Genomic DNA, 20554 nt, shown 5'->3' with positions numbered 1-20554 from the left:
CTCAAGCATTCATCGTACGGAAACGGCGGCCTACGGTGGCATGGACGGCTTACTCAGAGGAGTCACGCACCATGACCACCGCACAGCAGCCCCTGCCCTCCGGATTCGGCGCCGCGGCCACCGCCGAGGAGGTGATCAAGGGCGTCGACCTGACCGGCAAGGTGGCCGTCGTGACCGGCGGCTACTCCGGCATCGGCCTGGAGACGGCCCGCGTCCTGCGCTCCGCCGGCGCCGAGGTCGTCGTACCGGCACGTGACGAGGAGCGGGCGCGGGCCGCGCTGAAGGACGTGCCCGGGGCCGAGGTCGCGCATCTGGACCTGCTGGACCCGGCCTCGATCGACGCCTTCGCGGAGAAGTTCCTGGCCTCCGGACGTCCGCTGCACATCCTGGTCGACAGCGCAGGGATCATGGCGACCCCGGCGCTCACCCGGGACGCGCGCGGCTACGAGGTGCAGTTCGCCACCAACCATCTGGGCCACTTCCAGCTGGTGAAGCGCCTGTGGCCCGCGTTGACCGCGGCCGGCGGCGCCCGGGTCGTGTCGGTGTCGTCGCGGGGCATCCGCTTCGCCGGCGTCGACTTCGACGATCTGCACTTCGAGCACCGGGCCTACGAACCGTTCGTCGCCTACGGCCAGTCGAAGACGGCCAACGCGCTCTTCGCCGTGGAGCTGGACCGGCGCGGACGGGGCGAGGGCGTCCGGGCCTTCTCCGTGCACCCGGGCACCATCATCGACACCGGTCTCGCCAAGCACCTGACGGCCGAGGCGATCCGCGCGGCCGGTGCCGTGGACGCCGAGGGCCGGCCGGTACGCGACGCGGCACGGCAGATGAAGACCGTGCCGCAGGGAGCCGCCACCGGAGTCTGGTGCGCGACGAGCCCGCAGCTGGCCGGGCTGGGCGGGGTGTACTGCGAGAACAGCGACATCAGCCCGCTGGTGACCCCCGAGGGCGAGGCCGCCTGGCGGGCCGGCGCCGAAATCCCGGGCGTCCTGCCCTACGCCGTGGACCCAGAGGCGGCGGCGCGCCTCTGGGACGTCAGCGAGCGGCTGATCGGCGCATAGGAGTCAGCGCATGGGATCAGCACACGCCCATCAGCGCTCGAGCGGGCGGCGGGTCACGGCCTGACGATCGCGTCGATGCGGGCCAGCTCGTCCGCGTCGAAGTCCAGGTTGCGGGTGGCCGCGACGCTGTCCTCGATCTGCTGCGCGCTGCTCGCACCGACCAGCGCGGAGGTCACCCGGCCGCCGCGCAGCACCCAGGCCAGGGCCAGCTGCGCCAGGGTCTGGCCGCGCCCCTTGGCGATCTCGTCGAGGGACCGCAGCCGCCCCACCAGTTCCTCGGTGACCGCGTCCGAGTTCAGGAACGGGCTGTCGCTCGCCGCCCGCGAGCCCTCCGGGATGCCGTCCAGGTAGCGGGCCGTGAGCAGGCCCTGCTCCAGCGGGGAGAAGACGATCGAGCCGACCTGGAGCTCGTCCAGGGCGTCCAGCAGGCCCTCGTCCTCGGGGCGGCGGTCGAGCATCGAGTACCGCGGCTGATGGATCAGCAGCGGGGTGCCCAGCTCACCGAGGATGCGGGCGGCCTCGCGGGTCTGCTCCGCCGAGTAGTTGGAGATGCCGACGTAGAGCGCCTTGCCCTGCTGGACCGCCGAGTGCAGGGCACCCATCGTCTCCTCCAGCGGAGTCTCCGGGTCCGGGCGATGCGAGTAGAAGATGTCGACGTAGTCCAGGCCCATCCGGTTCAGGCTCTGGTCCAGCGAGGACAGCAGGTACTTGCGGGAGCCGAACTCGCCGTACGGGCCGGGCCACATCAGGTAGCCGGCCTTGGTGGAGATGATCAGCTCGTCGCGGTGGGCGGTGAAGTCCGCCTTGAGCGCCTCGCCGAGGGCGGACTCGGCGGCGCCGGGCGGCGGGCCGTAGTTGTTGGCCAGGTCGAAGTGGGTGACGCCGAGGTCGAAGGCCCGGCGCAGGATCGCCCGCTGGGTCTCCACCGGGCGGTCGGGCCCGAAGTTGTGCCAGAGGCCGAGCGAGATCGCGGGGAGTTTCAGGCCGCTGCGTCCGGTGCGCCGGTAGGGCATGTCCGCGTAGCGGTCGGGGTGTGCGGTGTACAACGCGACTCCAGAGGTGTTGGCACACGAATATCCGGTTCATGGGAAAGCCGCTATCCACTCTGTCGCGACCTGCGGCCAGTGGTCCAACAGGAGAATGCGATGGAACTCAGCGGTTAGGCTTCTCAATCATGGAACTCCGCCATCTCCAGCACTTCGTCGCGGTCGCCGAGGACCAGCACTTCACCCGGGCAGCGGAACGGCTGATGGTGTCCCAGTCGGGCCTGTCGGCCTCGATCCGGGCGCTGGAGCGGGAGTTGCAGACCCCCCTGTTCGTCCGCACCACCCGCCGGGTCACGCTCACCGAGGCGGGGCGGGCGCTGCTGAGCGAGGCCGAGCGGATCCTGGCGCAGGTGCGGTCCGCGCACGAGGCGGTCGCCGCCGTGCAGGGCGTGCTGCGCGGCACCCTCTCACTGGGCACCGAGCAGTGCATCGCGGGGGTGCACGTGGCGGGGCTGCTCGCCGCGTTCCGGCGGCGCCACCCGGATGTGGAGATACGGCTGCGGCAGGCGGGCTCGGGCGAACTGGCGGAGGAGGTCGCGGCCGGGCGCCTCGACCTGGCCTTCGCCTACCGCACCCAGGCGGACACCGACCAGCTGCGCTCGGTGTCGCTGACCGGCGAGCCGATGACCGTGCTGTGCCATCCCACCCACCCCTTGGCGACCGGCGGCGCGGCGGTCACGCCGGACGACCTCGGCCGGGAGGTGTTCGTCGACTTCCACCCCGACTGGGGACCGCGCCGCACCACCGACGCGGCCTTCACCGCGGCCGGCGTACGGCGCACCGTCGCGCTGGAGGTCAACGACGTGCACAGCCTGCTGGACCTGGTGGACGAGAACCTCGGCGTCGCCGTCGTGCCGCGGCACTTCCGGCACAAGCGCGAGGCGCTCACCGCCCTGCCCGTGAAGGGCACCGGCGAGACGGTCTACGAGACGGTGGCCCTGTTGCCGCCGGAGCAGGCGACCAGCCCGGCGGCACGGGCGCTGATGGCGCTTCTGGAACAGGGCACGCACGAGGAGCCGTAGTTTGCGATGGTGGATGCATGCATGCCAAGGACATCCTCATCGACGCGTACAGCCGCATCCGGGAAGAGGTCCACGCCACCGTCGAAGGACTCGGCCCGGACGTCCTCAACGCCCGGCCCTCCCATGACGCCAACTCCGTCGCCTGGCTGGTCTGGCACCTGACCCGCGTCCAGGACGACCACATCGCCGGCGCCTTCGGGCTCGACCAGGTCTGGCTCACCCAGGACTGGCACAAGCGCTTCGGCCTCGACCTGCCGCCCAAGGACACCGGCTACGGGCACAGCTCCACCAAGGTCTCCAAGGTGCAGGTCGACTCGGGCGACCTGCTGACCGGTTACTACGACGCCGTCCACGAGCAGACCCTCGGCGCCCTGCGCGGTCTGGCCGCCGCGGATCTGGAGCGCGTCGTCGACGAGCGCTGGGATCCGCCGGTCACCTTGGGCGTACGGCTGAACAGCGTCCTGTCCGACGATCTCCAGCACGTCGGACAGGCCGCCTACGTCCGCGGACTGGTTCAGAGCACGGCCGCGTAGCCCGGCAGGACGACGTCCTCCAGGAGGGCCCTGCGCTCGTCGAACGGGAGGAACGCGCTCTTGACGGCGTTCACCGTGACGGTGCGCAGGTCCTCCACCGTCCAGCCGGCCTGCTCCACCAGCAGGGACATCTCACGCGTCATCGTCGTGCCGGACACCAGACGGTTGTCGGTGTTGAGGGTGACCCGGAAGCCGAGCTCCTTCAGTTCCGTGATCGGGTGGTCGGCGATCGAAGTCGCCGCGCCCGTCTGGAGGTTGGAGGTCGGGCACATCTCCAGGGCGACACGGCGGTCCCGCACCCAGGCCGCGAGCCGCCCGAGCTTGCCGTCGACGATGTCCTCGGTGATCCGCACGCCGTGACCGATGCGCTGGGCACCGCACACCTGAAGCGCCTGGTGGATGCTGGGCAGGCCGTACGCCTCGCCCGCGTGAATGGTGAACGGCACGCTCTCGTCGCGCAGGTGCTGGAAGGCGTCGAGGTGGTCGGCGGCCGGGAAGCCGTCCTCGGCGCCGGCGATGTCGAAGCCGACGACTCCGGCGTCACGGAAGGCGACGGCCAGGCCGGCAGCCTCGCGCGTGCGCCCGAACATCCGCATGCCGCACAGCAGGGTGCCGACGCGGACCGGTGTGCCCGCGGCCGCCGCCTTCGCCATGCCCGCCGCGAGCCCCTCCTGGACGGTTTCGACGACCTCCGGCAGGGTCAGGCCGCCCTTGAGCATCAGCTCGGGGGCGTAGCGCACCTCGCCGTACACCACGCCGTCCGCGGCCAGGTCGAGCACGTACTCCTCGGCGGTGCGCAGCAGGCCCTCACGGGTCTGCATCACGGCGAGGGTGTGCTCGAAGGTGCCTATGTAGCGCACCAGGTCGCCGGAGTTGGCGGCCTCGAAGTACCAGGCGGCCAGCTCGTCCGGATCCGTCGTCGGCAGGGTGTGGCCGACGGCGGCCGCGAGCTCCACCAGGGTGGCGGGGCGCAGGCCGCCGTCGAGGTGGTCGTGCAGGACGGCCTTGGGGAGGCGGCGGAGCACCTCGATGTCTACGCGCGTAGCAGTCATGGCGTGGTCTTTCGTCTGACGGGGTGGTTCCAAGCGGCGGGAGAGAGCCCGGCCGATGCGGCGGGCGGAGGGTCAGCCGGCGGGCTGGAGCAGGTCCCAACGGTTGCCGTACAGATCCCGGAAGACGGCGACCGAGCCGTAGGGCTCGTGGCGCGGGTCCTCCAGGAAGGTCACGCCCGCGGCGAGCATCCGGGCGTGGTCGCGGGCGAAGTCGTCGGTGTGCAGGAAGAATCCGACGCGCCCGCCGGTCTGGTCACCGACCCTCGCACGCTGCCCGTCGCCCTTGGCACGGGCGAGCAGCAGCGCGGTGCCCTGATCGCCCGGCGCGACGACGACCCAGCGGGAGCCGTCGGGGCGCGGGGTGTCCTCGACGAGCCGGAAGCCGAGGGCTTCGGTGTAGAAGCCGATCGCCTCGTCGTAGTCGTCGACGACGAGGGTGACCAGGGCGACGTGTCTCATCGGGACCTTCCGGGAGGGGCGATTGACGGGAGAGGTTATACGTAAAACCCTGGCGACGCCAGTCGTCACCCGGACCGACGCCAGTGGTCACCCGGACCGACGCCACTGGTCACCGGACCTAGGACCCGCGCACGAGCCGGAGCGGGACCGGGGGCCGACGCGTCGCCCCGCACCGACCGGCTAGCGTCCCGGCCATGAAGATCGACACGTCACCGCGCGAGCCGAGCCGTCGCAGGCAGGACGTCCTGCGCCGGCTGGACGAGGAGATCGACATCTGGGTGGCCTCGGCGGACGCGGACGGGCTGCCGTGCCTGGTCGCGCTCTGGTTCGTCTGGCACGACGACTCCGTGTGGCTGGCGACTCGCGCGACGAACCCCACCGGCCGCAATCTGCGCGACGGCCGCCGGGCCCGGCTCGCACTCGGGGACACCCGGGACGTGGTGCTCGTCGACGGTGACGTCGAGACCTACGCCCAGCGCGACGTACCGGCCGCGGCGGCCGAGGCGTTCCTCGCCAAGACGGGCTGGGATCCGCGGCGGGACAGCCCGTCGTACGCCTTCTTCCGGGTCCGGCCGCGCGCGGTGCAGGCGTGGCACGAGCAGCACGAACTGCCCGGGCGGCACCTGATGAAGGACGGTGTCTGGCTGGCGTGAGGCCGCGCGCGGGAACCGGTCAGCGGTTGGTGAGCACCATCCGGAAGCGGGCGGCGCCGGAGAGCATCTTCTGGTAGGCGGCGTCGGCCTGGTCCAGCGGCACCGTCTCCGTCATGGGCCGGATGCCGTGCAGGGCACTGAAGGCCATGGTGTCCTGCACGTCCTGCGCCGTGCCGGACGGGTGGCCGCGCAGCACCCTGCCGCTCATCAGCAGCTGGTTGGGGTTGACCCCCAGGGGCTGGGCGTCGGCCCCGATGACGACCAGCTCGCCGCGGGGTGCCAGCCCGTCGACGGTGGCGGTGATGGCGTCGGAGTTGCTGGCGGTGGCGAGGACGGCCTTGGCGCCCCCGAGGGACTGCAGGGCCTCCGCGACCGGTGTGCCGGCGGTGCTGTCGACGTAGTGGTGGGCACCGAGCTGCTTGGCGAAGTCCGCCTTGTCCGCTCCGCGGGCGATCCCGACGGTCTCGAAGCCCATGGCGACCGCGTACTGCACACCCAGGTGGCCGAGTCCGCCGAGGCCGAGGACCGCGACCAGGTCGCCGGGGCGGGCGGAACTGCGCCGCAGCCCGTTGAAGACGGTGACACCCGCGCAGGCCATGGGTCCCGCGTCGGTCGCCGAGAGGGCGTCGGGGATGCGGGCGAGTGCGTCGACCGGCGCGATCATCGATTCCGCGTAGCCGCCGTCGTAGGCCCAGCCGGGCACCTTCAGGTTGGCGCAGACGATGAAGTCGCCCTGCCGGCACTGCCTGCAGTGGCCGCAGCTGCCGCCGAACCAGCCGACGGCCACCCGGTCGCCCACCTGCCAGCCCATGTCGCCCGCGCCGTCGCCGAGTTCCTCGATGCGCCCGGCGTTCTCGTGCCCGGGCACGACCGGGAAGCTGACCCCCGGCACCACGGCGTTCACGAAGATGGTGTCGCTGTGGCAGATCCCGCACGCCTCCACGGCGATGCGCACATGGCGGGGACCAGGCCGGGGTACTTCACGCTCGGTGATCTGGAAGGGTTCGCCGGCGGCGGCGACCTGGGCGACTCGATAGGTACTCATCTGCCTTCTCCCGGAAAGATTGCGAGATGCTCCTCATCCAGCAGAACAGTTCCGGCCCTGCCGCGCGCGCCGAACGGCAGAACCGGCCGGCGCACGGCTTCCACGGCTCCAACTCACGAGTGAGGTGCGGTCATGACCGACACGATCAGTCCTGAACGCCGGCCCTGCGCGGTCTCGGTGCTCGGAGGGCCCACCACCGTCCTCGACCTCGGCGGCCTCCGGCTGGTGTGCGATCCGACGTTCGACGACGCCGGGAACCACGGCTATCTGACGAAGACCGCGGGTCCCGCGGCGACGGAGGCCGACGTCGGGGACGTCGACGCCGTACTGGTCAGCCATGATCTGCACCCCGACAACCTCGACACCCGCGGCCGGGTGTTCGCCCTCGACGCTCCGCTGCTGCTCACCGGGCCCGTCACGGCGCAGCGGCTGGGCGGCCCCGCGCGCGGGCTCCCGGCGTGGGAGACCACCCGGATCGACCGTCCCGGCGGAGGGGTCCTGGAAGTGTGCGCCGTACCGGCCCAGCACGGCCCGGACGACGGGGACCGCGACCAGGACGGCCACGTCAACTGCGAGGTGACCGGCTTCGTGCTGAGCGGCGACGGCCTGCCGACCGTGTACGTGAGCGGCGACAACGCCTCCGTCGGCATCGTCGCCGAGATCTCCCGCCGGGTGCCGCGGATCGACGTCGCCGTCCTGTTCGTCGGGGCGGCGCGGGTGCAGGCCAAGGAGCGCGGCCGTCCGCTGACCCTGACGGCACAGCGGGCGAGTGCGGCCGCCTCCGTGCTGCGTGCGCCCATCGTGGTGCCGGCCCACTGCGACAGCTGGGCACATTTCAGCGAGGACCTGAGCGACGTCCGAAAGGCTTTCGACGAGGCCGGGCTGGCACCTTGCCTGCGGACGGCCGAGAACGGGCGGTGGATCGACCTGCCGTTCTGAGCGCCGCCGCGTGAAGGGGCCTCAGCCCTCCGCCCGGTGCGGTCCGTCCAGGCGTCGCAGCTCCTCGTCCGTCAGGCGCAGCGCGCCCGCCGCGACGTTCTCGGCGAGGTGGTCGGGGTTGCCGGTGCCGGGGATGGCGAGGACGTGCGGGCCACGGTGCAGGGTCCAGGCGATGCGGACCTGGGTGGGGCTCGCGCCGTGTGCGCGGGCGACCGCGCGCACGGTCTCGTCGTCGTTGCCGGTGGCGGCCTGCGGCCCGCGCGCGCCGGCGACGGCGTAGAACGGGACGAAGGCGATGCCCTGTTCGCCGCAGAGGCGCAGGACTTCCTCGGTCGCGGGGTCGCGGGAGTCCAGGCCGTAGCGGTTCTCCACGGACACCACCGGCGCGATCGCCTGTGCCTCGGCGAGGTGGCGGGGTTCGACGTCGGAGAGGCCGAGGTGGCGGACCAGGCCGGCCTCGCGCAGTTCGGACAGCGCGCCGAAGTGCTCGGCCACGGACTCCTGGCGCATGCGGCGCAGATAGACCAGGTCCAGGTGGTCGCGCCCGAGCTGGCGCAGGTTCTCCTCGACGTGCCCGCGCAGCTGGTCGGGACGGGCCGAGGTGCCCCACTCGCCGTGGTGGTCGCGGTAGGGGCCGACCTTGGTGGCGATGAGGAGGTCGTCCGGGTACGGCGCCAGGGCGCTGTTGATGAGTTCGTTGGCGGACCGCGTCTGCGAGAAGTAGAAGGCGGCGGTGTCGATGTGGTTCACGCCGAGCTCGATCGCCCTGCGCAGCACGGCGATCGAACGCTCCCGGTCGCTCGGGGTGCCGAGGTGGAAGGCGGCGGTGCCCGTCAGCCGCATCGCTCCGAAGCCGATACGGCTGACGGTGAAGTCGCCGAGCTTCCAGGTGCCCGCGGCGTCCGCGGTGATCGTTTCGGTGGTCATCGGCGGAGTCTCGCACACGTACCGGCGTCCCTCGTGCGCACCGGTGACACTCTTCCCGGTACGGCCGAAATGATCAGGTGCATGACATCAAGATGCGAAAGGCGGTGTCAGCAGTAGAGGTTGCCCCCCGGGGAGACGCCGAGGATCTGGGCGAACCGCTGGTAGGCGTCCACCCGGCTCTGCACCTGCGCCGGATTCTTGCCGTCGCACTCCAGCGAACCGTTGATGCTCCGGATCGTCTGCCCGAAGCCGGCGCCGTCGACCATGGCGTTGTGCGGGGTCATGGTGCCGGGGCCGGACTGGGTGTTCCAGTACCACAGGCCCGTCTTCCAGGCGACGGACGCGTTGTTCTCCACCTGGTAGGGGTTGTTGAGCAGGTCGATGCCCAACGCGTCGCCCGCCGCCTTGTAGTTGAAGTTCCACGACAGCTGGATCGGGCCGCGGCCGTAGTAGGCGGCCTGCCCGGCCGGACAGCCGTAGGGCTGGCTCGCGTCGCAGTAGTGCGGGTAGTTGGAGGTGTTCTGCTCGACGACGTACACCAGGCCGCCGGTCTCGTGGCTGACGTTGGCGAGGAAGGCGGCGGCCTCCTGCTTCTGCACCGTGTCGCTGCCGGTGTTGGCGAAGCCGGGGTACGCGCTCAGCGCGTCGGTCAGACCGCTGTAGGTGTAGAAGGAATTCCTGTTCGGGAACATCTGGTTGAACTGCGACTCACTCACGACGAAGCCGGCGGCGGAGGCCGTGGGGGCCGGCTGGAGCGCCAGGACGGCGCCACCGAGGGCGAGCGAGGAGAGGACTGCGGCGATACGACGCCTCAACACGGACCAACTCCTTTACGGAGCACGGCCGCACCCGGCAAGGGGTACGGCCGTGGTGGGGGGTGTGAAGCCACACTCAACCGTGTTGGTCTGTACCAGTCAAGGGTGTAGACCAGTCAATCGCTCTTCCCGATCCGAAAGGTGCGCAGAGGCGCCCGAGTTCCGCTCGCAGCGGCTCTGTTGTGTCAGCCGGCGTCACCGGACGCCGTGTAGGCCGCGATGGTGCGGTCGGCGGACTCGCGCGCCGTCTTCTCGTCCTCGCCGCCCGCCACGTTTGCCGCGTACCAGGCCTCGCTGCTGTCCGTCATGAACCGGCGGCCCTCGTCCGAGCCCATCCAGGCCATGAACTTCTTCGGGTCGACGACGGCGCCGCCGCTCCCGAGATGCAGGGACAGGCCCCTCACCATCAGGTCCCAGCCGACTCCGACCGCACCCGGGCCGAACTCCGCCCACTTGGTGTCGTCGACGTGGGCGATGTGGTCCAGCTCGAAGCGCGTGCCGCCCTCCTCGGCGGTCAGGCGGAGCTCGATCCAGCTGACCTCGCCGCCGTACTCCCAGGTCGCGGCGAAGCCCTTGGGCGGGTCGCAGCGCTCGACCACACCCCCGGCGTTGCCCTCCAACTGGTAGCGCCCGCCCAGCCGTAGCTCCCCCGACACCGGCAGCAGCCAGCGCGGGATGCGCTCGGGGTTGGTGCAGGCGTCCCACACGTCGTCGAGCGGGGCGTCGTAGGACCTGCTCACGGTCACGACGCGGGCCTCGCCCGCCTTGAAGGCGCGCTTGCCGACCTGCCGGCGTACGTCGTTGATGTCATGGGTCACGTCGGTCATGGGGTCCTCCTCGTGGGGTCTTCGGCACCGCCGGACCGGCGCGCCCGTCTGCCGCGGGCCAACTCGGTTGCCAGCGCGTCCAGATGCGGGGTCCAGAAGCGGCGGAAGCGGTCGAGCCAGGCGTCGATGTCCCGCAGCGGATCGACGTCGACCGCGTAGAGCCGCCGGTTCCCTTCGGGGCGTACGGTCGCGAACCCGTTCTCCCGCAGCACTTTGAGGTGCTGTGACACCCCGGGCTGTGAGATCCCGAACTCCTCCCCTATGACCTCGCAGACCGCACCCGAGGTCATCTCCCCGTCGGCCAGCAGCTCCAGGATCCGCCGGCGCACCGGATCACCGAGCACATCGAAAGCGTGCATGGAGCTCAATGTATCAGTGCATGCTTATATAAGCAGCAGCCGATACTCCGGCCCTGGAGGAGGGGGATTCGGCGCGGCTTCTCCAGCCCTGCGTCATCGGCGGACGAGGTCCCGCCTGCGGCGTTCCAGGTAGCCGCGCTCCGCCGCGCTGTCGCTGTGCGCGATGGCCTCTTCGTACGCCCGTACCGCCTCGGTGCCACGGCCCAGGCGGCGCAGCAGGTCCGCGCGGACCGCGTGGAAGACGTGGTAGCCGTCGAGGTCCAGCGCGTCCACCAGGTCCAGGGCAGTCCGGGGACCTTCGGTCTCGGCCACGGCGACCGCCCGGTTCAGCGCCACGACCGGGCTCGGGACGAGGGCCATGAGCTGGTCGTACAGCTGCAGGATCTGGCCCCAGTCGGTGGCGGCCGCGGTGGGCGAGTCGCTGTGGACGGCCTGGATGGCGGCTTGGATCTGGTACGGGCCCGGCTGGTTGCGGCGCAGGCAGCGCCGGACCAGCGCCTGGCCCTCGGCGATCAGTTCGCGGTCCCAGCGTGCGCGGTCCTGCTCGGGCAGCGGCACCAGGGCGCCGTCCTCGTCCTGGCGGGCGTCCCCGCGCGAGTCGACGAGGAGCATGAGCGCGAGCAGCCCGGCGGCCTCGGGCTCGTCCGGCATCAGCTCGGTGAGCAGGCGGCCGAGCCGTACGGCTTCCGCGCTCAGCTCGGGCGTGCCCGCGTACCCCTGGTTGAAGATCAGATAGACGACCGCCAGGACGCCCCTCAGCCGGTCCGGCAGGTCGGCGTCGCGAGGCACGCGGTACGGGATCCGGGCGTCGCGGATCTTCGCCTTGGCACGGACGATGCGCTGGGCCATCGTCGGCTCGGGCACGAGGAACGCGCGCGCGATCTGCGGGGTGGTGAGTCCGCCGAGCAGGCGCAGGGTCAGGGCGACCTGCGCCTGCGGCGCGAGCGCCGGGTGGCAGCAGGTGAAGATCAGGCGGAGCCGGTCGTCGCGCACGGGGCCCTCCTCGGCCGGTGGGTCGGGGCTGTGCAGCAGGGCGGCCTCGGCGTGGCGTGCCGCGCGGGAGGACTCACGGCGCAGCCGGTCGATCGCGCGGTTGCGTGCGGTGGTGATGATCCAGCCGGCCGGGCTGGGCGGCACGCCCGTCTCCGGCCAGGTCCGCAGGGCCGTGGTGAAGGCGTCCTGCACCGCTTCCTCGGCGACGTCGATGTCGCCGAGGAAGCGGACGAGGACCGAGACCGCGCGCCCGTACTCGGCGCGGAAGACGGCCTCGACGTCCGGGACGCCTGGCATCAGTGCTGGTCCACGAAGGGTCGCACCTCGATGGGCAGGGTGGTGGCCCGCACGGCCTTCCTGCCCCACTCCAGCGCCGCGTCCAGGTCTGGGGCCTCGATCAGGCAGAGCCCTCCGAGATACTCCTTGCCCTCGGCATACGGCCCGTCGGTGATGAGCACGTCACCTCCCGAGGGGCGCAGCATGGTCGCCGTCTCCGGGCCGTGCAACCCGCCCGCGAAGACCCAGACACCGGCGTCGCGCAGCTCCTGGTTGAATGCCTCCACGTTGCGCATGATCTCGCCGAGCTCCGCCTCGGCCGGCGGCTGTCCGCCGGTCGGCGTGACCACGCTGAGCAGATAGTGCGTCATGACGTCCTCCTGGGTGTCCGGCTGTTGTCTCACCTCCTACACGAGTGGCGCACCCCCGGATCGACAGCGCGCACGACCGGATCGGAAGAATCTTTTCCGCGGCATCGGGAGAATCTCTTCCATGACCGCCGCACCGCACCCGCTCGTCTCCGCCGCCGGGTCCTCGCCGACGACCTCCTCGCTCCCCACGCGGCGCGGGTCGACCAGGAGGGCGTACCCATGAGCCATGTCGAGGCCCTCAGGCGCTCGGGCCTGCTGGGGGTGAGCGCGCCCCAGGAGTACGGCGGCGCGGACGCACCCGACGCGGTGACGCGCGAGGTCGCGGAGATCCTGGCCGGGGCATGCTGTTCGACGTGGTTCGTGCAGACCCAGCACCACACGCCGGTGAAGCTGCTCGCGCAGGCTCAACTCCCTGTGCGTGAAAGGCTGTTGCGTCCGCTGTCGACGGGTGAGCTGATGGCGGGCATCGCGTTCGCGCACGTCCGCGCCTTCCCCCGGGTGCCGGTACGGGCGAGCGCCGGGCGGGGCGGCTGGCGCTTCGACGGGACGGTGCCCTGGTACACGGGCTGGGGACTGAACGACGTGATGCTGCTGGCCGGCGTGACGGAGGCCGACGAGGTGGTGTTCGCCTTCGCCGAGGCCCGCGAGCAGCCCGGCCTGCGGCCCTCGCCGCCGATGCGGCTCGCGGCGCTGACCGCCGCGCGCACGGTCTCGCTGGAGCTGGACGGCCTGTGGCTGCCCGACGATTCCGTGGTGCTGCGCACCCCGCAGGACAAGTTCGCCCTCGTCGACCGTCCCCGCAACACCAACGCCTCCCCCGCCGTGTTCGGCGTGGCCGAGGCCGCGCTGCGCCTGCTGGACGACGCCGGGGAGGCGAAGACCGCACGCGCGCTGCGCGACCGCCTCGACGAGGTGCGCCGGCAGGCGTACGCACTCGCCGTGCACCCCGTCCCGCACGAGCGCATCGAGGAACGGCTGACCCTCAAGACCCGGGCCTACGACCTCATGCGCGCCGCCACCACAGCGGCGATCGTGGCCGGGGGCGGCCGTGCCATGGGCCTCGACGGCACCGCGCAGCGGCTGGCCCGCGAGGGGATGTTCCTGCTGGTGCAGGGCCAGACGTCGGAGGTGCGCGAGGCACACCTCGCCGCGCTCGCGCACATGTGAAGCGGGCGGCGATCACCGTCCGGGGCGGGACCCCACCACGACGACGTGGACGGACAGCGCGCTCAGCTCGCCGCGGCCAGCAGTGAGGTGCGGCCCAGGGCCGCCGAGAACTGGTCCACCACCTGGCCGAGGGCCTCGGCGGCGGCCGGCGCGACAGTCAGGGAGCCGTCCTCGTGGACCGCGATGTCCTGGTCGAGGGTGAACCAGCCCTGCACGATGTGATCAGCGCCCATGGAGCTGAGCACCGGCCGCAGCGCGTAGTCGATGGCCAGGACATGGGCGCTGGAGCCGCCGGTGGCGAGCGGCAGCACGGTCTTGCCGGTCAGGGCGTACTGCGGGAGCAGGTCGAGCAGCGCCTTCAGGACGCCGGAGTACGAGGCCTTGTAGACGGGCGTGCCGACGACGACGCCGTCGGCCTGTGCGAAGAGTCCGGCGGCCGCGGCGATGGCGGGGTGCTGGAAGTCGGCGCCGAGCAGGGCTTCTGCGGGGATGGTGCGGACGTCGAGCGGGATCACCTCGTGCCCCTGGGCGATCAGTCGCTGGTCGAGGTGGCGCAGCAGGCGGTTGGTGCGGGAGGAGACGGACGGGCTGCCGGAGGCTCTTGGGGCATGCGGAACCCCAGTTGCGGAATTTCGGGCACGCCGAATTCGAAAGGGCGCGGCAGCGCGGTGAATTCAGCCGGCGAGAGCGGCGTGAGCGGCGACAAAAGGAAACGCGGCAGCAGTGGCGCGGCGTCTTTGGATACGGCGGATCCGGGTGCGGATCAGGCCGTATGGCAACAGGAGGCGCTGGAGACACGCGCGAGGTCGACGTGGCGCAGGCGGTGTCGAGCACCGTCAAGGAATTCCCGACCGGTCTCGTATCGCGGAACACAGGATTTCACGAGCGGTTGACAAGGAAACCCTTGAACCGCTCGTGAAATCAACCGTGTTCTCAGTCGTCCTCGGCCGTCGGTACCACCACGAGGAACGCGTCCGACTTCAGATCCATGACGACGGTCGCGGACTGGCCCTCGGCGCGGCGCCTCGCGGCGTACTCCTCCGCCGGCCACGATCCGCGAGGAGAGCCAGCAGGGAACCGCTCCAACACCTTCGCGCCCATAGTGGCCGCCTCCTCCAGTTGCATTCCTCGTGCTTCACCCGGCTGCTTCCGTACAGTCCGCATGCCCGCGATCCGCGCCACCATGTGTGCCGACCTGAGCGGGTCCGCGCCACAGCCGTCCGGGCCACCACGCCACCTCGCCCAAGTCCCGTACGAGAGCGGGCACCAGCAACGACCGCACCACGAGCGTGTCGAGGAGTACGCCGAAGGCGACGATGAAGGCGATCTGGGCCAGGAAGGCGAGCGGGATCACGCCGAGGGCGGCGAAGGTCGCGGCGAGCACCACGCCGGCCGAGGTGATCACCCCGCCGGTGCCGATCAGTCCACGCAGGACGCCTTGGCGCACCCCGTGCCGCAGGGACTCCTCCCGTACCCGGGACATCAGGAAGATGTTGTAGTCGACGCCCAGCGCCACCAGGAAGACGAAGCCGTACAGCGGCACCGAGGGATCGCTGCCGGTGAAGCCGAGGACGTGCTGGAAGACCAGGGACGAAACGCCGAGCGTGGCAAGGAAGTTGAGCCCCACCGTCGCCACCAGCAGGGCCGGCATCAGCAGGGAGCGCAGCAGCACGGTCAGGATGACGAAGATGATCGCGAGGACCACGGGGACGATGAGGGTGCGGTCCCGCTCGGCGGTGCGCAGGGTGTCGTACTGCTGAGCGGTGTAGCCGCCGACCAGGGCGTTCGCACCGGGCACGGCGTGCAGGGCGGTCCGCAGCCGGGCGACCGTGCTCTTGGCGGCGTCGCTGTCGGCGGCCGAGCTCAGGGTGACGTCCACCCGCACCCGCCCGTCGACGACGAGCGGCGTGCCGCCGGGCCGCCCGGACCCGGTGACACCGGTGGCGGAGGCGACGCCCTCGGTCGTGCGGGCCGCCGTGATCACGCGGTCGAGCCGTGCGGCGTCGGCGATGACGACGGTGGGATTGCCGGAGCCGCCGGGGAAGTGCTCGGCGAGGGTGCGCTGCGCGGCGACGGACGGGGCGTCGTCGACGAAGGTCTCGTCGAGCGGGACGCCCTTGGCGACCAGGGTGGGGGCGAAGGCGGCGCAGGCGAGCAGCACGGCCAGCGACACCGCCCACACCTTGCGCGGCGCCCGGTCGACCAGCGCGGCGACGCGCCGCCACACGCCGTGGCCGTCGCCGGTGGGGCGCGGGGTGGCCGGCCAGTAGGCGGAGCGGCCCAGCAGGACGAGCACGGCCGGAAGGAACGTCAGCGAGCTGATGACGGCGCAGACGATGCCGATCGCCCCGACCGGCCCGAGCGCCCGGTTGTTGGTCAGGTCGCTGAGCAGCAGGGCGAGCAGCCCCAGGGCGACGGTCGCCGCACTGGCGACGACGGCGCCCCACGACTGCCGTAGCGCGGCCCGCGCGGCGGCGAACCGGTCGGCGCGCTCGGCCAGTTCCTCGCGGTAGCGGGCGGTGATCAGCAGGGCGTAGTCGGTGGCGGCGCCGATGACGAGGATGGACAGGATGCCTTGCACCTGCCCGTCGACCCGTACGAGATCGTGGTCGGCGAGGGCGTAGACGACCGCGCAGGCGAGCCCCAGGGCGAACACGGCCCCCAGGATGATCACCAGCGGCAGCAGGACGCTGCGGTAGACGAGCAGCAGGATCACCAGGACGGTCACCAGGGCGACGGCGAGCAGCAGCCCGTCGATCCCCGCGAAGGCGTCGGACAGGTCGGCCTGCCCGGCCGCCGGTCCGGCCAGCTGGACGGTGCTGCCGGGGACGTGTTCCGCGGCGGCGCGGATCCGGTCGAGGCTGTCGCCCAGCCGCTTGCCCAGATCCGGCCGCAGCTGTACGACCCCCTCCAGGGCCTTGCCGTCCTTGGAGAGAAGTGCGGGAGACACGTCGCCGACCACGCCCGGCACGTCCGTCACGGAGGCGAGCGCGCGTCCCGCCGCCGCCTGCCGGTCCCGTATCGAGCCGCCGCCGTCGGCGGTCCATACGACGACGGCGGGCAGTGTCTCGTCCTGCTTGAAGGACCGCTGCGCGGCGATCACCTGGGTCGACTCGGCACTGCGCGGCAGGAATGCCGCCTGGTCGTTGGTCGCGACCTCGCCGAGCCGGCCGGCGAACGGGCCGAGGACCCCGCCCAGGCCGAGCCAGACGACGAGCAGGAGCAGGGGCACGAGGATGCGGCCCCGGCGCGGGGTGAGGGACATGGTTCTCCAGGCGTGGCGGTCAGGTATCTCAATCACAAACAATCTCAATGATTAAGCTATATGGTTGCCGATGGTAAGTGACGAGAGATCTTCCGCCGTCCGGCCCTCTTCGGATGCAGCCGGTTTCCGGCCGGTCGGATGCGGCGGTTTCCCGCAGCTCAGGCGCCGGGGGACCGCAGCGGAGCGAGTTCCCCGTTCATGGCCGCCAGGAAGCGCAGTACGACCGCCAGCTCCTCCTCGGTGAACTGCGTACAGGCCGCGTCCGCCGCCTTCGCGAGCGGGCGGAAGTACGCGCGGGCCGCCGCCCTGGCGTCGGCCGCGTAGTACAGGTGCACCACCCTGCGATCGGCGTTCTCCCGGACCCGGCGGATGTGCCCGGCGCGTTCCAGCCGGTCGACGCAGGCGGTCACGGCGCCCGAGGTCAGCCCCAGGTGCTCGCGCAGCCGCTTCGGGGTCATCGGCTGCTCGGCGTCCAGGATCGCCGCGAGGGCCTGGACGTCCGTGGCGTGCAGCCCCTGGTCACCGGCGAAACCATGGACCAGTCGGTTGATCTCGCCGTTCATCCGGCGCAGCTGCACGGCGAGGGAGTACAGGTCGGCCCTCTCAGGGGATACCTGGTCACGTCCCGGCGCGGCGGCTGCGGGCTGCTCCCGGTCGTCTGCTGTGGCCACGCGATCAGCCTATAGAAGGACGCGCATCCGATGCGGCGGCGCCCATGGAAGTGATCACAGGAGCACATCGACACGAAGGACCCGGAGCTGATGAACGCTGACGACGAAGGACCGGGCCTGCACTGCCTCGTGACCGGCGCGACGGGATACATCGGCGGCAGGCTGGTTCCGGAGCTCCTCGCCGCGGGACACCGGGTACGCTGCCTCGCCCGCTCACCCGGCAAGCTGCGCGACCATCCCTGGTCCGGGCAGGCGGAGGTGGTGAAGGGCGATGTCACGGACGCCGGCTCGGTCGCCGGGGCGATGCGCGGCATCGACGTCGCCTACTACCTGGTGCACGCGCTGGGCACGGGCGACAGCTTCGAGGAGACCGACCGCAGGGCGGCGCGGATCTTCGGCGAGGCAGCCCGGGCCGCGGGGGTGCGGCGCATCGTCTACCTCGGCGGCCTGACGCCTTCGCGGGTGCCGGAACGGGAACTGTCGCCGCACCTGCGGTCACGGGCCGAGGTCGGCCGGATCCTGCTGGACTCGGGCGTGCCCACCACCGTGCTGCGCGCGGCGGTGGTCATCGGCTCCGGCTCGGCGTCCTTCGAGATGCTGCGCTATCTGACCGAACGCCTGCCCGTGATGGTCACCCCGAGCTGGGTGCGCACCCGCCTGCAGCCCGTGGCGGTGCGGGACGTGCTCCGCTACCTCGTCGGCAGCGCCGGGATGCCGGCCGACATCAGCCGCACCTTCGACATCGGCGGTCCTGACGTGCTGACGTACCGGGACATGATGCTGCGCTACGCGGCGGTCGCGGGGCTGCCCCGGCGCGTCATCGTCCCCGTGCCCGTCCTCACCCCGAGCCTGTCCAGTCACTGGGTCGGGTTGGTCACCCCCGTCCCCGCGTCGATCGCGCGGCCGCTGGCGGAGTCGCTGCGCCACGAGGTCGTCTGCCTCGAGCACGACATCGCGCGCTACGTGCCCGACACGGACCGGCAGCCGATCGCCTTCGACGAGGCGCTGCGGCTGGCCTTGCAGCGCATCCGCGACGCGAAGGTCACCACCCGCTGGTCGTCGGCCTCCGTGCCGGGCGCGCCCAGCGATCCGCTGCCCACCGACCCCGACTGGGCGGGCGGCAGCCTCTACACCGACGTGCGGGAGCTTCCGGTCGACGCCTCGCGCGGGGCCCTGTGGCGGGTGATCGAGGGGATCGGCGGGGAGAACGGCTGGTACTCCTGCCCGCTCGCCTGGGCGGTACGGGGCAGGCTGGACCGGCTGGTGGGCGGCGTGGGCCTGCGCCGGGGCCGGCGTGACGCCACACATCTGCGGGTCGGCGACTCACTGGACTTCTGGCGGGTCGAGGAGATCGAGCCCGGCCGTCTGCTGCGGCTGCGGGCCGAGATGCGGCTGCCGGGCCTCGCCTGGCTGGAGATGTACGCGGAGGAAGACGACAACGGCCGCACCCGCTACCGCCAGCGGGCCCTGTTCCACCCGCACGGGCTGCTGGGCCACGCCTACTGGTGGAGCGTGTCCCCCTTCCACGCCGTCGTGTTCGGCGGAATGGCCCGCAACATCGCGCTCGCCGCGGCCCGCAGTCCGGCAGCGCCGGAACGACAGCACGCGTCCGGCGGCTGACGGCCGCATCCGCCGCGTCCACCGCACCGGAAGCACCTCAAGGCCGCCCCTCGCCCGCTTCCCCGGAGAATCACCATGAACGTCTCGGTCGTCCTGTTCACCGCGGACCTGCGCCTGCACGACCATCCCCCGCTGCGGGCCGCCGGCGAGGCCGACCAGGTGGTGCCCCTGTTCGTACGCGACCAGGGTGTCGCGGACGCCGGGTTCGCCGCGCCCAACCGGCTTGCCTTCCTTGCCGATTGCCTGCGCGACCTCGACGACGGGCTGCGGGAGCGGGGCGGCCGGCTGATCGTGCGCTCCGGCGACGTCGTCGACGAGGTGTGCAAGGTGGTCGCCGAGACGGACGCGGACGAGGTGCACATGGCAGGCGACGTCAGCGCCTACGCGCATCTGCGCGAGCAACGGCTGCGCCGCGCCCTGGAGTCGGAGGGGCGGCGCCTGCACGTCCACGACACGGTGACCACGGCCGTGGCCCCCGGCGAGGTCACCCCGGCCTCCTCGGACCACTTCGCGGTCTTCACCCCCTACTTCCGGCAGTGGTCCCAGGTGCATCTGCGCGACACGCTCGCCGCGCCGCGCACCGTGCACGTCCCGCAGAGTGCCGGATCGGAGAAACTCCCCTCCCGATCCGGCGTTCCGGGGCTGTCCGCGGGCCTGGCGGCCGGCGGCGAGGCCGAGGGCCGCAAGCGTCTGTCCGCCTGGCTGCGGGGCGGGATCGCCGCCTACGAGGACCGTCACGACGACCTGGCCGGCGACGCCACCTCACGCTTCTCGCCGCATCTGCACTTCGGCACGCTCTCCCCCGTCGAGCTCGTCCACCGTGCGCGCGGCGCGGGCGGTCCCGGCGCCGAGGCGTTCGTACGGCAGATCGCCTGGCGCGACTTCCACCGCCAGGTCCTCGCCGCCCGGCCCACCGCCTCGACCTCCGACTACCGCACCAAGCACGACCGTTGGCGCTCCGGACGCGAGGCCCACGAGGACATCGCGGCCTGGAAGGAGGGCCGCACCGGCTATCCGATCGTCGACGCGGCGATGCGCCAGCTGAGCCACGAGGGCTGGATGCACAACCGGGGCCGCCTGCTGACCGCGAGCTTCCTCACCAAGACCCTGTACGTCGACTGGCGGGTGGGCGCCCGGCACTTCCTGGAGCTTCTGGTCGACGGCGACGTCGCCAACAACCAGATGAACTGGCAGTGGATGGCGGGCACCGGGACCGACACCCGCCCCAACCGGGTCCTCAACCCCATTACCCAGGCCCGGCGTTACGACCCGGACGGCTCGTACGTCCGCCGCTGGGTGCCCGAACTCGCCGGAATCGAGGGCCCGTCGATTCACGAGCCGTGGAAGCTGCAGGGGCTGGACCGCGCCGGAATCGGCGACTACCCCGACCCCGTCGTCGAACTCTCCGAGGGCCTCGCCCGGTTCAAGCACGCCCGCGGCCGGGACTGAGGAG

At 71.8% G+C, this 20554-nt stretch carries 21 protein-coding genes and 1 pseudogene; 8 read left to right on the top strand and 14 right to left on the bottom strand.

Annotation, left to right across the window (positions count from 1 at the left end):
• Positions 1-71: 71 nt before the first annotated feature.
• Positions 72-1061, top strand: a complete 990-nt coding sequence (locus tag ACIBN2_RS05145) for an oxidoreductase (RefSeq protein ID WP_399132753.1) — start codon at positions 72-74, stop codon at positions 1059-1061.
• Positions 1062-1114: 53 nt separating this feature from the next.
• Here ACIBN2_RS05145 and mgrA read toward each other — a convergent pair whose 3' ends face one another.
• Entirely contained in the window at positions 1115-2107 is a 993-nt protein-coding gene (gene mgrA / locus ACIBN2_RS05140) for an L-glyceraldehyde 3-phosphate reductase (RefSeq protein ID WP_399132752.1), read from the bottom strand.
• Between the two features lie 128 nt (positions 2108-2235).
• Here mgrA and ACIBN2_RS05135 point away from each other — a divergent pair, with 128 nt between their 5' ends.
• Both ACIBN2_RS05135 and ACIBN2_RS05130 read left to right on the top strand, forming a co-directional pair.
• Positions 2236-3129, top strand: coding sequence for a LysR substrate-binding domain-containing protein (locus ACIBN2_RS05135; RefSeq protein WP_399132751.1), 894 nt, complete (start codon positions 2236-2238; stop codon positions 3127-3129).
• Positions 3130-3146: 17 nt separating this feature from the next.
• Positions 3147-3662 carry a DinB family protein gene (locus tag ACIBN2_RS05130; RefSeq protein ID WP_399132750.1) on the top strand — a complete coding sequence of 172 codons (516 nt, stop codon included), beginning with the start codon at positions 3147-3149 and terminating at the stop codon, positions 3660-3662.
• Here the strand turns inward: ACIBN2_RS05130 and ACIBN2_RS05125 are convergent.
• Positions 3644-4714, bottom strand: a complete 1071-nt coding sequence (locus tag ACIBN2_RS05125) for an adenosine deaminase (RefSeq protein WP_399132749.1) — start codon at positions 4712-4714, stop codon at positions 3644-3646. The genes ACIBN2_RS05130 and ACIBN2_RS05125 overlap by 19 nt on opposite strands.
• Before the next feature lie 72 nt (positions 4715-4786).
• On the bottom strand, positions 4787-5173 hold the full coding sequence (locus tag ACIBN2_RS05120) for a VOC family protein (protein WP_399132748.1): 387 nt from the start codon (positions 5171-5173) through the stop codon (positions 4787-4789).
• Positions 5174-5367: 194 nt separating this feature from the next.
• Between ACIBN2_RS05120 and ACIBN2_RS05115 the strand changes: the two genes are divergently transcribed.
• Complete coding sequence (locus ACIBN2_RS05115) at positions 5368-5826, top strand: pyridoxamine 5'-phosphate oxidase family protein (RefSeq protein WP_399132747.1); 459 nt, start codon at positions 5368-5370, stop codon at positions 5824-5826.
• A gap of 19 nt (positions 5827-5845) precedes the next feature.
• Here ACIBN2_RS05115 and ACIBN2_RS05110 read toward each other — a convergent pair whose 3' ends face one another.
• The gene (locus ACIBN2_RS05110) at positions 5846-6871 is read right to left on the bottom strand and encodes an alcohol dehydrogenase (RefSeq protein ID WP_399132746.1); all 1026 of its coding nucleotides are present in this window, start codon (positions 6869-6871) and stop codon (positions 5846-5848) included.
• 132 nt (positions 6872-7003) lie between these two features.
• Between ACIBN2_RS05110 and ACIBN2_RS05105 the strand changes: the two genes are divergently transcribed.
• Positions 7004-7810 carry an MBL fold metallo-hydrolase gene (locus ACIBN2_RS05105; protein ID WP_399132745.1) on the top strand — a complete coding sequence of 269 codons (807 nt, stop codon included), beginning with the start codon at positions 7004-7006 and terminating at the stop codon, positions 7808-7810.
• Positions 7811-7831: 21 nt separating this feature from the next.
• Here ACIBN2_RS05105 and ACIBN2_RS05100 read toward each other — a convergent pair whose 3' ends face one another.
• The 6 genes from ACIBN2_RS05100 to ACIBN2_RS05075 all read right to left on the bottom strand — a co-directional run bounded on the left by ACIBN2_RS05100 (position 7832) and on the right by ACIBN2_RS05075 (position 12378).
• Complete coding sequence (locus tag ACIBN2_RS05100) at positions 7832-8737, bottom strand: aldo/keto reductase (RefSeq protein WP_399132744.1); 906 nt, start codon at positions 8735-8737, stop codon at positions 7832-7834.
• A gap of 107 nt (positions 8738-8844) precedes the next feature.
• Positions 8845-9555 carry a chitinase gene (locus tag ACIBN2_RS05095; RefSeq protein ID WP_399132743.1) on the bottom strand — a complete coding sequence of 237 codons (711 nt, stop codon included), beginning with the start codon at positions 9553-9555 and terminating at the stop codon, positions 8845-8847.
• A 182-nt stretch (positions 9556-9737) separates the two neighbouring features.
• Complete coding sequence (locus tag ACIBN2_RS05090; RefSeq protein WP_399132742.1) at positions 9738-10379, bottom strand: SRPBCC family protein; 642 nt, start codon at positions 10377-10379, stop codon at positions 9738-9740.
• The gene (locus ACIBN2_RS05085; RefSeq protein ID WP_399132741.1) at positions 10376-10738 is read right to left on the bottom strand and encodes an ArsR/SmtB family transcription factor; all 363 of its coding nucleotides are present in this window, start codon (positions 10736-10738) and stop codon (positions 10376-10378) included. The genes ACIBN2_RS05090 and ACIBN2_RS05085 overlap by 4 nt, the downstream gene beginning before the upstream one ends.
• A 93-nt stretch (positions 10739-10831) precedes the next feature.
• Positions 10832-12028, bottom strand: coding sequence for an RNA polymerase sigma factor (locus ACIBN2_RS05080; RefSeq protein ID WP_399132740.1), 1197 nt, complete (start codon positions 12026-12028; stop codon positions 10832-10834).
• Entirely contained in the window at positions 12028-12378 is a 351-nt protein-coding gene (locus ACIBN2_RS05075) for a YciI family protein (RefSeq protein ID WP_399132739.1), read from the bottom strand. The genes ACIBN2_RS05080 and ACIBN2_RS05075 overlap by 1 nt, the downstream gene beginning before the upstream one ends.
• A 121-nt stretch (positions 12379-12499) precedes the next feature.
• Here ACIBN2_RS05075 and ACIBN2_RS05070 point away from each other — a divergent pair.
• Positions 12500-13545: pseudogene (locus ACIBN2_RS05070) on the top strand (acyl-CoA dehydrogenase family protein).
• A gap of 62 nt (positions 13546-13607) precedes the next feature.
• Here the strand turns inward: ACIBN2_RS05070 and ssuE are convergent.
• From ssuE to ACIBN2_RS05050, 4 genes are all read right to left on the bottom strand, one after another.
• A complete protein-coding gene (gene ssuE, locus ACIBN2_RS05065; protein ID WP_399132893.1) occupies positions 13608-14192 on the bottom strand; it encodes an NADPH-dependent FMN reductase in 585 nt (194 codons plus the stop codon).
• A 286-nt stretch (positions 14193-14478) separates the two neighbouring features.
• Positions 14479-14646 carry a hypothetical protein gene (locus ACIBN2_RS05060; protein ID WP_399132738.1) on the bottom strand — a complete coding sequence of 56 codons (168 nt, stop codon included), beginning with the start codon at positions 14644-14646 and terminating at the stop codon, positions 14479-14481.
• Between the two features lie 34 nt (positions 14647-14680).
• On the bottom strand, positions 14681-16810 hold the full coding sequence (locus ACIBN2_RS05055) for an MMPL family transporter (RefSeq protein ID WP_399132737.1): 2130 nt from the start codon (positions 16808-16810) through the stop codon (positions 14681-14683).
• A gap of 158 nt (positions 16811-16968) precedes the next feature.
• Complete coding sequence (locus ACIBN2_RS05050) at positions 16969-17481, bottom strand: MarR family winged helix-turn-helix transcriptional regulator (protein WP_399132736.1); 513 nt, start codon at positions 17479-17481, stop codon at positions 16969-16971.
• A 90-nt stretch (positions 17482-17571) separates the two neighbouring features.
• Between ACIBN2_RS05050 and ACIBN2_RS05045 the strand changes: the two genes are divergently transcribed.
• Together ACIBN2_RS05045 and ACIBN2_RS05040 are read left to right on the top strand one after the other, a co-directional pair.
• Positions 17572-19101: an SDR family oxidoreductase gene (locus tag ACIBN2_RS05045; RefSeq protein ID WP_399132735.1), complete on the top strand. Its 1530-nt coding sequence runs from the start codon at positions 17572-17574 to the stop codon at positions 19099-19101.
• A gap of 75 nt (positions 19102-19176) precedes the next feature.
• On the top strand, positions 19177-20550 hold the full coding sequence (locus tag ACIBN2_RS05040; RefSeq protein ID WP_399132734.1) for a cryptochrome/photolyase family protein: 1374 nt from the start codon (positions 19177-19179) through the stop codon (positions 20548-20550).
• Positions 20551-20554: the final 4 nt, after the last annotated feature.

It is taken from the genome of Streptomyces sp. NPDC050534, assembly GCF_044457745.1.
Lineage (GTDB): Bacteria > Actinomycetota > Actinomycetes > Streptomycetales > Streptomycetaceae > Streptomyces.
Note: the sequence above shows the minus strand (reverse complement) of the source record. Positions and strands in the feature narration are given on the sequence as shown.

Bases quoted from the DNA above. Each gene is read 5' to 3' on its own strand.
- ACIBN2_RS05130 (WP_399132750.1), top strand. From the start codon at position 3,147: ATGCATGCCAAGGACATCCTCATCGACGCGTACAGCCGCATCCGGGAA.
- ACIBN2_RS05115 (WP_399132747.1), top strand. From the start codon at position 5,368: ATGAAGATCGACACGTCACCGCGCGAGCCGAGCCGTCGCAGGCAGGAC.
- ACIBN2_RS05060 (WP_399132738.1), bottom strand. From the start codon at position 14,646: ATGGGCGCGAAGGTGTTGGAGCGGTTCCCTGCTGGCTCTCCTCGCGGA.
- ACIBN2_RS05105 (WP_399132745.1), top strand. From the start codon at position 7,004: ATGACCGACACGATCAGTCCTGAACGCCGGCCCTGCGCGGTCTCGGTG.
- ACIBN2_RS05045 (WP_399132735.1), top strand. From the start codon at position 17,572: ATGAACGCTGACGACGAAGGACCGGGCCTGCACTGCCTCGTGACCGGC.
- ACIBN2_RS05090 (WP_399132742.1), bottom strand. From the start codon at position 10,379: ATGACCGACGTGACCCATGACATCAACGACGTACGCCGGCAGGTCGGC.
- ACIBN2_RS05085 (WP_399132741.1), bottom strand. From the start codon at position 10,738: ATGCACGCTTTCGATGTGCTCGGTGATCCGGTGCGCCGGCGGATCCTG.
- ACIBN2_RS05120 (WP_399132748.1), bottom strand. From the start codon at position 5,173: ATGAGACACGTCGCCCTGGTCACCCTCGTCGTCGACGACTACGACGAG.
- ACIBN2_RS05055 (WP_399132737.1), bottom strand. From the start codon at position 16,810: ATGTCCCTCACCCCGCGCCGGGGCCGCATCCTCGTGCCCCTGCTCCTG.
- ACIBN2_RS05075 (WP_399132739.1), bottom strand. From the start codon at position 12,378: ATGACGCACTATCTGCTCAGCGTGGTCACGCCGACCGGCGGACAGCCG.
- ACIBN2_RS05080 (WP_399132740.1), bottom strand. From the start codon at position 12,028: ATGCCAGGCGTCCCGGACGTCGAGGCCGTCTTCCGCGCCGAGTACGGG.
- ACIBN2_RS05145 (WP_399132753.1), top strand. From the start codon at position 72: ATGACCACCGCACAGCAGCCCCTGCCCTCCGGATTCGGCGCCGCGGCC.
- ACIBN2_RS05110 (WP_399132746.1), bottom strand. From the start codon at position 6,871: ATGAGTACCTATCGAGTCGCCCAGGTCGCCGCCGCCGGCGAACCCTTC.
- ACIBN2_RS05040 (WP_399132734.1), top strand. From the start codon at position 19,177: ATGAACGTCTCGGTCGTCCTGTTCACCGCGGACCTGCGCCTGCACGAC.
- ACIBN2_RS05125 (WP_399132749.1), bottom strand. From the start codon at position 4,714: ATGACTGCTACGCGCGTAGACATCGAGGTGCTCCGCCGCCTCCCCAAG.
- ACIBN2_RS05100 (WP_399132744.1), bottom strand. From the start codon at position 8,737: ATGACCACCGAAACGATCACCGCGGACGCCGCGGGCACCTGGAAGCTC.
- ACIBN2_RS05135 (WP_399132751.1), top strand. From the start codon at position 2,236: ATGGAACTCCGCCATCTCCAGCACTTCGTCGCGGTCGCCGAGGACCAG.